This window comes from uncultured Thioclava sp. (assembly GCF_913064665.1).
GTDB classification, from domain to species: Bacteria; Pseudomonadota; Alphaproteobacteria; order Rhodobacterales; family Rhodobacteraceae; genus Thioclava; species Thioclava arctica.
This window is the reverse complement of sequence record NZ_CAJYBT010000005.1, coordinates 77,160-89,130: the sequence shown is the minus strand read 5'-3', so window position 1 is coordinate 89,130 and position 11,971 is coordinate 77,160. Positions and strand designations below refer to the sequence as shown.

Annotated in this window: 11 protein-coding genes; 8 read left to right on the top strand and 3 right to left on the bottom strand. The window is 60.7% G+C overall.

All coding sequences use genetic code 11. The features are described from left to right. Positions 1-219: 219 nt before the first annotated feature. The 4 genes from ccoG to ccoS are packed head-to-tail and all read left to right on the top strand — an operon-like array spanning position 220 to position 4,527. The gene (gene ccoG / locus QZ571_RS03265; RefSeq protein ID WP_295531692.1) at positions 220-1,668 is read left to right on the top strand and encodes a cytochrome c oxidase accessory protein CcoG; all 1,449 of its coding nucleotides are present in this window, start codon (positions 220-222) and stop codon (positions 1,666-1,668) included. A 5-nt stretch (positions 1,669-1,673) separates the two neighbouring features. Next, entirely contained in the window at positions 1,674-2,129 is a 456-nt protein-coding gene (locus tag QZ571_RS03260; protein ID WP_295531845.1) for a FixH family protein, read from the top strand. A gap of 4 nt (positions 2,130-2,133) precedes the next feature. Further along, positions 2,134-4,356, top strand: coding sequence for a heavy metal translocating P-type ATPase (locus QZ571_RS03255; RefSeq protein ID WP_295531689.1), 2,223 nt, complete (start codon positions 2,134-2,136; stop codon positions 4,354-4,356). A gap of 9 nt (positions 4,357-4,365) precedes the next feature. Beyond that, positions 4,366-4,527, top strand: a complete 162-nt coding sequence (gene ccoS, locus QZ571_RS03250; protein ID WP_295531686.1) for a cbb3-type cytochrome oxidase assembly protein CcoS — start codon at positions 4,366-4,368, stop codon at positions 4,525-4,527. 130 nt (positions 4,528-4,657) lie between these two features. On the opposite strand, the gene QZ571_RS03245 is transcribed toward ccoS, so the two are convergent. Then, positions 4,658-6,403: a serine hydrolase gene (locus QZ571_RS03245; RefSeq protein WP_295531842.1), complete on the bottom strand. Its 1,746-nt coding sequence runs from the start codon at positions 6,401-6,403 to the stop codon at positions 4,658-4,660. 397 nt (positions 6,404-6,800) lie between these two features. Beyond that, entirely contained in the window at positions 6,801-7,523 is a 723-nt protein-coding gene (locus tag QZ571_RS03240; RefSeq protein ID WP_295531683.1) for an HAD family hydrolase, read from the bottom strand. Between the two features lie 122 nt (positions 7,524-7,645). On the opposite strand from QZ571_RS03240, the gene clpS reads away from it, so the two are divergent. The 3 genes from clpS to QZ571_RS03225 all read left to right on the top strand — a co-directional run bounded on the left by clpS (position 7,646) and on the right by QZ571_RS03225 (position 9,959). Next, entirely contained in the window at positions 7,646-7,969 is a 324-nt protein-coding gene (gene clpS / locus QZ571_RS03235) for an ATP-dependent Clp protease adapter ClpS (RefSeq protein WP_295531839.1), read from the top strand. Positions 7,970-8,065: 96 nt separating this feature from the next. Further along, entirely contained in the window at positions 8,066-9,112 is a 1,047-nt protein-coding gene (locus QZ571_RS03230; protein ID WP_295531680.1) for a class I SAM-dependent methyltransferase, read from the top strand. 37 nt (positions 9,113-9,149) lie between these two features. Beyond that, the gene (locus QZ571_RS03225) at positions 9,150-9,959 is read left to right on the top strand and encodes an SDR family oxidoreductase (protein ID WP_295531677.1); all 810 of its coding nucleotides are present in this window, start codon (positions 9,150-9,152) and stop codon (positions 9,957-9,959) included. A 7-nt stretch (positions 9,960-9,966) separates the two neighbouring features. Here QZ571_RS03225 and QZ571_RS03220 read toward each other — a convergent pair whose 3' ends face one another. Next, the gene (locus QZ571_RS03220) at positions 9,967-10,374 is read right to left on the bottom strand and encodes a hypothetical protein (RefSeq protein ID WP_295531674.1); all 408 of its coding nucleotides are present in this window, start codon (positions 10,372-10,374) and stop codon (positions 9,967-9,969) included. A 111-nt stretch (positions 10,375-10,485) separates the two neighbouring features. On the opposite strand from QZ571_RS03220, the gene hemF reads away from it, so the two are divergent. Then, positions 10,486-11,385 carry an oxygen-dependent coproporphyrinogen oxidase gene (hemF, locus tag QZ571_RS03215; protein ID WP_295531671.1) on the top strand — a complete coding sequence of 300 codons (900 nt, stop codon included), beginning with the start codon at positions 10,486-10,488 and terminating at the stop codon, positions 11,383-11,385. Positions 11,386-11,971: the final 586 nt, after the last annotated feature.

Sequence of the window (11,971 nt, the reverse complement as noted above, 5' to 3'; positions counted from 1 at the left end):
CCTTGAATGTATCTTTTCTGCATGCAAGGATTTTTTGGCCGCCCCACAGTGTCGTGATGAGGGCTTTGGCGCCGCCGCTTTCGGGATATTCAGTCAATCAGCCAAGGGCGCAAAGATTTGTTGCATCCTAAATCTGTCTTTTTGACGCAGGTCAAAGTCTTCACAACTGTGTCATAGGAGAAGACGCTGAGGACGCGTTGTAACCATACGGAGAGAGTCGTGAGCTCCACCGATCCAGTCGAACCCCCGCCGCTTTACGCCGCCCGAGAGCCGATCTTTCCGCGTCGCGTCAAAGGTCAGTTCCGCAGCCTCAAATGGATTTTGATGTCCTTGATGCTCGGGTTTTACTACATCACGCCGTGGATCCGCTGGGATCGTGGGCCCGAACTGCCCAATCAGGCCGTTCTGATGGATCTGGCAAACCGGCGTTTCTTCTTTTTCATGATCGAAATCTGGCCGCACGAGTTCTATTTCGTCGCTGGCCTGTTGATCATGGCGGGGCTGGGGCTGTTCTTGTTCACTTCGGCCTTGGGGCGCGTGTGGTGTGGCTATGCCTGCCCGCAAACCGTCTGGACCGATCTGTTTATTCTTGTCGAGCGCTGGGTTGAGGGGGATCGCAACGCGCGTATTCGCCTGCTGCGTCAAAACTGGAACGCGGAGAAGATCCGCAAACGCATCACGAAATGGGTGTTGTGGCTGCTGATCGGCGTGGCGACGGGCGGGGCATGGGTGTTTTACTTCACCGATGCGCCGACGCTGCTTAATAACCTGATCCACGGGACGGCCTCGTCTGTGGCCTACATCACCATCACCGTTGCGGCCTTGATCACCTTTGCCTTTGGTGGCTTTGCGCGCGAACAGATCTGTATCTATGCCTGCCCTTGGCCGCGCATTCAGGCCGCGATGATGGATGAAGACACCATCACCATCGCCTATCGCGAATGGCGCGGAGAGCCACGTGGCAAGTTGAAAAAGGGTGAACACGACCCGACGCAGGGCGATTGCATCGACTGTATGGCCTGTTTCAACGTCTGCCCGATGGGCATCGATATTCGTGATGGTCAGCAGTTGGAATGCATCACCTGCGGTCTGTGCATCGATGCCTGTAACGAGGTGATGGATAAAATCGGCAAGCCGCGCGGCCTGATTGGCTATATGGCGCTGAAGGATGAAACCAACGAAAAGGCGGGCAATCCTGTCGTCAACGTATGGAAACACATCCTGCGCCCGCGCACGATCATGTATTTCACGCTTTGGGGCGCGATCGGTGTCGGTCTTGTGGCGGCTTTGTTCATGCGCTCGCCGATTGATTTCAACATCACGCCAAACCGCGATCCGCTGTATGTGGTCGAACCCAGTGGCGCGATCCGCAACATCTACACGCTGCGCTTGCGCAACAAGGCGGGCGAAGCCACGGCGTTCAAAGTCACCGTCGTGGCCCCAGATGGCGTCAATCAAAACGCGATGAGCGTTGTGCTCGAAGGGCAACAGGGCGACACGGTCACCGTGCCTGCCGATGAAACGATGACCCAGCGGCTCTATATCATGGCTGCACCCGGGTCGGTGCCCGCAACCTCGGATCGCACGGAAATGCGAGTCTGGATTTCGGATACCGCCACTACCGATCGCGTCTCAACCGACACGGTCTTTAACGGAAAGGCGAAATGAGCACGATGGCCAAACCACTGACCGGTCGAAAGGTTCTGATGATCGCGGTAGGCGCCTTTGGCGTGATCATCACGGTGAACCTCGTGATGGCCTGGAACGCGGTCTCCACCTTTCCCGGTCTGGAGGTCAAGAATTCCTATGTCGCCTCGCAGGTGTTCGATAAGAACCGGGCCGCGCAAGAGGCGCTGGGCTGGGTCGTGGAACCTGAGTATTCGGATGGCAAGCTGAGCCTTGTGATCCGCGATAAATCGGGGCTGCCTGCAAAGGTGGCCTCGCTCAAGGCGCTGGTGGGGCGCACCACCCACGTGCGCGATGATGTGACGCCGAAGTTTAATTATGTCGGTGGCATTTTCGTCGCTCCCTTGGCGCTTGCGCCCGGGGCGTGGCTGATCCACCTTGATGCCGAGGCCGCTGACGGCACGCAGTTCAGCCAGCGGATTGATTTGTTCGTGAAAGGCTGATGCGATGACGGTCTCACCGGCCCCATCCAATGCAAATACCTATGAGGAGGAGCGAGTCTCCGCCTCTGCGTGTCCGGCCTGTCTGGCCGCCCCTTCGGCGGAGCAGTTGGCGAAATCGGGCGATATCAAGGGCGCGCGGATCATGCTGTCGCTGCCCACGGCCCATTGCGCGGTCTGTATCACCGATGTCGAACGCGAGCTGATGAAGCAGCCCGGCGTGAAATCGGCGCGCGTGAACCTGACGCTCAAACGCGCCTCGGTCGATGCCGAGACCGGGGTCGAACCTGCGGGGTTGATCGCGGCACTTGATAAAATCGGCTATGAATCGCACGAACTTGATGCGGGCATGCTGTCGGCCACCGAGGCTGATAAGCGTGGGCGCGATCTGTTGATGCGCATTGGCGTGGCCGGGTTCGCGATGATGAATATCATGCTGCTCTCGGTCGCGGTCTGGTCGGGCGCGCAGGATGCCACGCGCGACCTGTTCCACTGGGTTTCGGCGGCCATCGCGATTCCGACGATCATCTTTTCCGGCCAGCCCTTCTTTGCCAGCGCCTATTATTCGTTGCGTGGCGGGCGGTTGGGCATGGATGTTCCGATCTCGCTGGCGATCCTGCTGGCGCTTGGGATTTCCCTGTTCGAGACGATGCATTCGGGCGCGCATGCCTATTTCGAAGCTGCCACGATGCTGACCTTCTTCCTGCTGGTGGGCCGCTATCTGGACTATCGCACCCGCGCTGTGGCGCGCTCGGCTGCCGAGGAACTGGCCGCGCTCGAAGTGCCCCGCGCCACTATTTTGCGCGATGGCGTTGAGGTCGTGGTGCCTGTGGGTGAGCTGGTCGTGGGCGATCTGATGCGCGTGCGCCCCGGTGGCCGCATCCCCGCCGATGGCGAGGTGATCGAGGGGCATTCCGAATCCGACCGCTCGCTGCTGACCGGTGAAAGCCTGCCCGTTCAGGTCGGCCCCGGCATGGTTCTGAGCGCGGGCGAAGTGAACCTGACCGGGCCGCTGATGATCCGAGTCACGGCGGCGGGCAAGGATAGCTCGCTGCATCGTATGGCCGATCTGGTGGCGATGGCCGAAAGCGCGAAGACGAAATACACTTCGCTGGCTGAGCGCGCCGCACGTGCCTATGCGCCGATCGTGCATATCCTGTCCTTTACCGCATTTTGCGCCTGGGCCTGGGTGACGGGGGGCGATTTCCGCCTTGCGGTGAATATCGCAGCGGCTGTGCTGATCATCACCTGCCCTTGTGCGCTGGGTCTCGCCGTGCCTGCGGTGGTCACGGCCGCTTCGGGCAAGCTGTTTCGCAAAGGTTTGTTAATCAAGGATGGAACCGCGCTGGAACGCCTCGCCGAGATTGACACCGTCGTGTTCGACAAGACCGGAACGCTGACCATGGGCGCGCCGCGCCCGCAAAACCTGTCTGATCTTTCGCCCAAGGCGCTGTCGGTGGCGATGGCCTTGGCTGAGGGTTCGTCGCATCCGCTGGCGCGCGCACTGCATCAAGCGGCGCTTGGGCAGGGGGCAACGGCTGCCGCGCTGGAAGATATCCGTGAAGTGCCCGGCTACGGTGTCGAGGGGCATTGGCAAGGGCAGATCGTGCGCATGGGGCGGGCCAATTGGATTGGCGCAGAGGAGGGCGCGAGCACGGCCACTCATCTCAAGATTGGTGATGAAGCTCCTGTATCGATCCGCTTTGTCGACAGCTTGCGCCCGGGTGCCGAAGAGGCCGTTGCGGGGCTGGTTGCGCAAGGCAAATCGGTCTGGCTGGTCTCGGGGGATGTTGAAGCGGCGGTCGCTGATCTTGCGGCCCGTTTGGGCATTACACAGTTTCGCGCTGGCGCTCTGCCGATGGAAAAAGCACAGCTTGTGGCAGATCTGACCCATGAGGGGCACCGCGTGTTGATGGTGGGCGATGGGCTCAACGACACTGCAGCCCTCGCGGGTGCGCATGTCTCGGTCTCGCCCGCCTCGGCACTGGATGCGGCGCGCACGGCTTCTGATATCGTGCTGCTGGGGCAGGACTTGGCCCCGATTGCCGAAGCCGCCCGGATTGCCAAACATGCGCGCCGACGGATCAAGCAGAACTTCGCGATTTCGATCGTCTATAACGCGGTCGCGGTGCCGCTGGCTTTGATGGGGCTGGCCACGCCGTTGATGGCCGCACTTGCTATGTCGGCCAGCTCAATCACGGTCTCGCTGAACTCGCTGCGCCTGCGCTAGGGGAACGTCATGGATGTGCTGATCTATTTCATTCCGATCTCACTGTTTTTGGGGGGCATTGGGCTGACGGCTTTTTGGTGGTCGATTAAAAACCGGCAATATGAAGACCCCAAGGGCGATGCCGAGCGGATCTTGTCCGATGAGTTTGACGACCGTCCCAAGCAAGAGTGAAAACATGCGTGGGGCGCTGCCCTGCCAGCTTGCGTCAGTCCCTGGGTTAGTTCGACATATGAGAAGGGAACATTGAAAAAGCCGCGCTCGGGAGCGCGGCTTTTTCAGATCGGTTCTCTGGGGAGGAGAGTCAGGGACCGATCACCGTGCAATCCATCGCGCGCGCTTGCAGGCGGGCGCAGGCCAGTTGAGCGCCGTCTTGCGTCATGCCTACGAAGTTTGCCTCATAGCCGGTTTTGCGCGTGGCAACCTTGCGCAGCGCTTCGCCCAGCGTATCGCTATCCATCAAGGCGGTGGTCAGCAGGTGGCGCTCGGCGGCAAAGTTCGACCCAAAGAGCCCAAGGCTAACCCCCCAATTGCGTCCGCCCGAGCTGGAGACACGCGCAACCACGCGCGGCTTGGGGGCGGGGGTAGGGGCCTCGGGGGTGAGGGCGGCAAGGATGATCTCGCTGGGCTGATCCTTGGTGGGCTGATTGGCCATCGCGGCCGTTTCGGGCTGCGGTTTGGTGGTTTGGGCAAATCCCGGAATGGGTTCAACCGCATCTCCTTCGGCTTTGCTTTCATCGCCCAGATCAAGCGCGCGAGCCTGTGCCAATTCAACCGTTTCGGGTTGCGGCGGGGTATTTTGCACAAATTTCGGCCCCGTCGGCGCAGCGGCAGCAGCAGCGCTGTCGGGTTCATAAGACGCCAGTTGGATATCGCTGGGTTCAGCCGCGGCGGCGGCATCGCTTGCGGCGGCCTGCGCCAGCGGTGTCGCGCCAGTAACTTCGGCGGGTTTCGCCTGTTGCGCCTGTGCCATCAAGATCGAACGCGGAGCGGGCATCGGGCGCGGGCTTGCAACGATCTGGGCCCCAATACCAGCGCCGTCGATCGTCTCGCTTGCCGCGTTCCCCGCGTCAGCAACTTGCATGTCCGGCGCGGCTGTATCGGTTTCTTCGGCCACATCTTCGGGCGTGTCCGCTACGTTTTCCTCGACCTGATCGCCTTGCACGGCCGCTGCCAGCGCCAGCGCAATGGCATCGCTATCCGCGCGCGGTGGGGAGGGCCGGGTATCGGGGCGCGGGCTTTCTTTGGGGGCCAGTTTCTGCGCCACGAGCATCGGCGCGTCGCCTTGTGGCGGGATGTAGCGCGGGACTGTAGGGGGCAGAATGCGCGCATTTCTGGGCGCGCGCTTGAAGCCCATATCCAACAGCTCGGCCATTTTCGCATTGCGCTGCGCGGTCGAAGTGCCGCCGAACACGGTTGCGATGATGCGTTCATTTCCGCGCTTGGCCGAGGCGGTCAGGTTAAACCCCGAGGCCGAGGTATAGCCGGTCTTGATCCCGTCTGCGCCCTTATAGGCACTGAGGAAACGGCGGTTGGTGGAATAGACGGTGGCGATTTTGGCATCCGCGGAATGACGCGAGAAAATGTTGTAATATTGCGGAAAATCGAAAAACAAATGGCGGCCCAGAGTGGTCATGTCATGGGCTGACGACAAATGGCCCTTACGCGTCAACCCGTTGGCGTTGACGAAATGGGTGTCGTTCATCCCAAGCTGTTTGGCGGTGCGGTTCATGCGCGCGGCAAAGCCAGCCTCATCGCCGCCGATATAATCGCCAAGGGCGGCGGCGGCATCATTGGCCGATTTGATCGCGGCGGCGCGGATCAGATAGCGCACGGCGATCTTTTGCCCCGGGCGCAGACCCAGACGTGAGGGCGGCTGTGAGGCGGCGTGCTTGGTGACCGTAACGATGGAATCGAGGCTGAACTCGCCGTGCTCGATCGCTTGAAAGGTGATGTAGAGCGTCATCATCTTGGTCAACGAGGCAGGATGCAGCGGCGTATCGGCATTTTTCGAATACAGCACCTCGCCCGAGCGCATGTCCATTACCATCGCCGCAAAAGGTGCAGCGATCGCGCCGAGCGGTGCGAAAATTGCCAATAAAAATACGAACAGCCCTTGACGGACCCAGCACATAAGCGTGGTCACGGCTCTAACCCTTTCACTGCCTCGTTGCCCCGATTTTTATGTGCCACATCGTTGGCGGCTTTGGGGCTTGATTTGGTTTCAGCCTAACATGAGTGCTGCGACCTGAAAACCGCCTATTTTCAAGAGCTTTCAATGCGACATTCATGCAATACCACAACATGTAGAGGGTGACCCAAAGGTGACCCCTCTAGGGATGGTGTTTTGCTGGGCTTAGGGTGGACGCGCCTTTCCGCGACGTACACGCGGATTTTGGCCGGGCATGCCTTTGGCGGGGAAATTTTTGCAGATGCGAATGGGGCCATCAGGTGCCGCCCCGCGCGAGCTGTTGGATCAATGCGGGCAGGGTGCTGAGATCGGGCAGTTGTGCAAATCGCGGATGGTTGAGCGGGGCGGGCGCGTGTTCAAGCGCCCAGGTCAGATCATGGGGGATATGCACGCCCCAGCCGCCGGCCTCGATCATCGGTATGACATCGGATTTGAGCGAATTTCCCGCCATCAGGCCATTTGAGGCCCCGCTGCCGTGGCGCTCAAAGGCGCGGGTATAGATTTCGGGCGTTTTGTCAGAGACGATTTCCACCGCGTCAAACAGATCGCCCAGACCCGATTGCGCCAGTTTGCGTTCCTGATCAATCAAATCGCCCTTGGTGATCAGGACCAGTCGATACTGTCCCGACAGCGCCTCGATGGTGGCGCGGGCATGGGGCAGCAGGTCGACGGGATGCGACAGCATCTCGCGCCCGGCGGCGAGGATTTCGGCCAGAACCGAGGCAGGCACGCGCCCCTCGCTGACCTCGATCGCGGTTTCAATCATCGACAGCGTGAACCCTTTGACGCCGAAACCGTAATGGGAAATGTTGCGTCGTTCCGCTGCGATCAGCCGCTCGGCCAGATGATCGGGGCCTTGCGCATCTTGGGGGATATACTCGGCCATTGCTTGCGTAAAATGGGCCTGTGTAAGCGCGAAGACGCGTTCATTGTGCCAAAGCGTGTCGTCCGCATCAAAGCCGATTGTGCTGATTTGCATCACTTGCCTTTATCTTAAGCGCGCTCAGAGGCTTTTCATATGTCACGAAGACCCTATATTCCGCCAGAGCCCTCAACGATTCCTGATCTGGCGGAGATGCCTTGACCGAGCCGTTTTACATGATGTCGCACGACAATGACGACGATCGCGAAGACGAGACCGGTGTCGCCACTAAGACCCGGCCGAAAACGCAGCGTCCTCCGATGTATAAGGTGCTGCTGCTGAATGATGATTACACGCCGATGGAATTCGTCGTGCACATCCTTGAGCGGTTCTTTGGGCTCAACCATGCGCAATCTTTCGAGATCATGCTGACCGTGCACAAAAAGGGGTTGGCGGTGGTCGGTGTCTTCAGCTTTGAGGTGGCGGAAACCAAGGTCGTTCAGGTGATGGATTTCGCGCGCCGTCATCAGCATCCGCTGCAATGCACGATGGAAAAAGACTAACCCCAGGCGCTGCGCCGCCGCTGGGCGAGGCTTGCTATTGTTGCGCCTCGGCCCTAAGGGACGGGCGCCTTTGCTGATCGGGATACGTTGTCTGCCATGAGCCAATCTCGCCTGTCCTTTGCCCTCGCGGCATCCGAGCCCCTGCCTGATGAGGGGCAGATTGCGCTATTTGCCCCCGCTGGCGCGCAGGATCTCAGCGCTTTGCCGCTCGAGCGTTTGGTCGCGATCCAGCCGTTCAAGCCCGATCATGACGCATTGGCCGCGCGCGGTGTCGCGATGGCGCAGACCCCCGCAGGCCCCTACGCGGCGGCGGTTGTCTTTGCCCCGCGCGCCAAGGCGCAGGCGCGTGCGCTGTTGGCGCAGGCCTGTGCCAGCGTGACGCCGGGCGGGTCGATTTATATCGACGGCGCAAAATCCGAGGGGATCGATTCCTTGCTCAAGGAATTGCGTGGGCATGTGGCCTTGGATGCGCCAATTGCCAAGGCGCATGGCAAGATCGCGCGTTTCCCCGCCGATCCGAAGGCGCTGGCAGATTGGGCCGCGCGCGAGTACGAGGCCGCGCCGGGGTTTGTGACGCGTCCGGGCGTGTTTTCCGCCGATGGTGTGGATGAGGGATCGGCGCTACTGGCCGCCTGCCTGCCCGAAACGCTGCCTGCGCGGGTGGCCGATCTGGGCGCGGGTTGGGGTTGGCTAAGCGGGCAGGTCTTGGCACGCGGGGGCGTCCAAGAGATCGCGCTATATGAGGCCGATGCAATCGCGCTGGACTGCGCGCGGCGCAACATCACCGATCCGCGCGCGAAGTTCCACTGGGAGGACGTGACGCGGCTGCCCGCAGGTCCGCGCTATGATGCGATCGTGATGAACCCGCCCTTTCACAAAAGCCGCGATGCCGAACCGGGGCTGGGCGAGGCGTTCATCGCCGCCGCCGCGCGTCTGCTGACGCCCTCTGGCACGCTGTGGATGGTGGCCAATCGCCATCTGCCCTACGGCGATGCGCTGGCCCAGACCTTTCGCGACATCCAAGAGGTCACTCCTCCAAGCGGGCCGTCCACGCGGTTTCGCATCACCCGCGCGCAGGGTGTCTTGAGCGCGCGCGACCAAAACCGCACCGCCGCCGCACGCCCCTCTCGCGCTCGACGTTAAACGCGGTTACGTTCAGCCAAACCATTGGGAGAGAGCCATGTCGCTTTCCATCTCCGGCAAGACCGCCATTGTTACTGGGGCCGCTCATGGGATCGGGCTGGCCGTTGCGCGCCATTTCCTTGATCGCGGGGCGCAGGTCATGTTCGCTGATATCGACGAAGAGAAACTTGCCTCCGAACTTGGTGAGGCCGCAAAATCCGAGGGCCCTGCGCGCTATTTCGCAGGCGATCTGTGCCAGAAACTGACGGTGAAAAACCTGCTCTCGGCGACGGTCGATGCCTTTGACCGGATCGATATTCTGGTCAATACCGCGCGCGCCTTTGCGCCCTGTGATCCGTTGGAGCCCTCGACCGAAGTGCTTGATGATATGCTGTCGAAAAATATGAAATCGGCGCTGCGGATTTCGCAAATGACGGCAAAGCGGATGATGAAACAGGCCGAAGATGAAGACCGCAGCGAGGGGGAGATTGGGTCAATCATCAACGTGTCGTCGCTGGCCTCCAGTCGCACGCAGCCGGAATTGATGGCCTATTCAATAGCTTGTGCGGCACAAGATCAGGCGATCCGCTCGCTGGCGGTGGCCCTTGCGCCCCATCGCATCCGGGTCAATGGCGTGTCGTTAGGGTCGGTGATGTCGCGTTCGCTGCAAGATGCTCTCAAGACCAATGAGGATTGGCGCGAGGCGATCTGTGCGGGCACGCCGCTGGGCCGAATTGCGGCGCCCTCGGAATTGGCGGAAACGGTGCAATATCTCGCCTCGTCTGGGGCGAGCTTTGTGACCGGGCAGATCGTGCAGATCGATGGCGGGCGGGGCCTGCTAGACCGCGTTCAGGTGCCAGCGTTCTAGGCGCGCGCTATTTGCTCTCTTCGGGATAAAGGGCGCGGCATTGCGCGATCTGGCGTTGCGCCAAAGCCGTGAGCTCGCGCTTCTTGGCCAACAGATTGTCGCGCTTGCGGGTTTCCACAACCGGATCAATCGGCACAGCGCGGCGGCTCGTGATGGTATGATCCTCAAGACACATGCGCGGTGTTTCGTAGGTTTTATCCCCCTTTGTCACCGTGCGCGTGCCGCACACTTCCCAGCGGGTTAAGGTGGTTTCATAGCTTTGCCACGCATAGCCGCGCGCAAGATTGGCCTGCACCTCGCCTAGCAGTGTGTCGATGCGGCGCAATTCAGCGGTGGATTGGCGGATGCAGCGCTCTTGCGGGGTGCCGCAGGCGGTCAGGGCAATCAGGGCGAGTAACGCAATGGCAGGGCGCATGGGGTTCTCCTTTGCGCCAGCTTACGGCGCGCGCCCGCTGGGATCAATCGCGCCCTTTTCGCGCGCACATCGCCCTGTTATCAAACCCGCATGCAAATGGGAGGCCAAGCCATGACCGACGCAACCGAGGATTTCGACGCCCGCAAGGCGCAAGCCAGTCAGTGGTTTTCGGACCTGCGCGATCAGATCGTGGCGGGCTTTGAGGGATTGGAGGCAAGCCATGCCGAAGGTCCCTTGGCCGATGCCGCCCCCGGCCAGTTCGAAGTGACGCCGACCAAGCGCACCGGCCCCAATGGCGAGGATCACGGCGGCGGCAAGATGTCAGTGCTGCGCGGCGGGCGGGTGTTTGAGAAAGTCGGGGTGAATATTTCGACCGTATGGGGCGAATTGGCCCCGCGCGCGCAAAAAGCGATGGCGGCGCGCGGCGTGCCCGGCATGGAGGAAGATCCGCGCTTCTGGGCCGCCGGGATCAGCCTTGTGGCGCATCTGCAAAACCCGCATTGCCCGGCTGTGCATATGAACACGCGGATGTTCTGGACGCCGGGCGCGTGGTGGTTCGGGGGCGGGGCAGACCTCAACCCCTGCCTGGAATATGACGAAGACACCGCGCATTTTCATGCCGAGATGAAGCGCGCTTGCGATGCCCATGACGGCACCTATTACGATCACTTCAAAGCTTGGGCGGATGAGTATTTCTTTATCCCCCATCGCGGTCGTGCGCGCGGGGTGGGCGGGATTTTTTATGACGATCTCAACACCGACGCGTGGGACGAGGATTTCGCCTTTACCCAAGCGGTCGGCGCGGCGTTCCTGCCTGCCTATCTGCCCCTGATTGAAAAACGTCGGGTGCAAGATTGGTCCGAGGAAGATCGCGAAACCCAGCTGCGCCATCGCGGGCTCTATGCCGAATATAATCTGGTCTATGACCGGGGTACGAAATTCGGGCTTGAGACGGGGCATAACGCGGATGCGGTTCTAATGAGCCTGCCCCCGATCGCGAAGTGGTATTGAGCGGGTCAAGCTGCGACGATCCAATATCCCGCGCGTAGATCGCGCACGTCTCTTTGGTGCAATTGGTGCAGACGGGATGACCGGGGGCGTGTGCGGCAATGGCCCAATACGCGCCTCGCGGTCCTTGCGATCGCCGCATTTATCTAGGGTTGGGTTTCAACTCCGAGCCTTGGATATATCGCTGTAAAGGCGAACCAGAATAAGCGCTGCGTCAGATCGCGGAATTACAGCCCTTTTGGCTGTGCTTACAGGGGCTTGGCACAGTCCTATTCGATTGCGCGGACGTATCAGGCCATAACTTTTCGGATTGAAATTATTATGCCGCTCAAACCCGCCTCTCATCAAGGCGAGGACGGTTTGGACGTCTGGGCGTATGGATCGAGGGCGCAGATTGTGGCCGCGTGCAATGCACATTGGGACACGATTAACGCACATATTGTTGACTCGCTTTCAGTGTCGAGCTGGCGCCTGCATCGCGTCGCTTGCTTGTCCTAACGGAAACTAATTGCCGCGGAAAATGGCGAAACGCTTGAATTTTTTGAAAAATTGGCTCTAAATATAGGCAATAAAATAATCCGGGGGGACG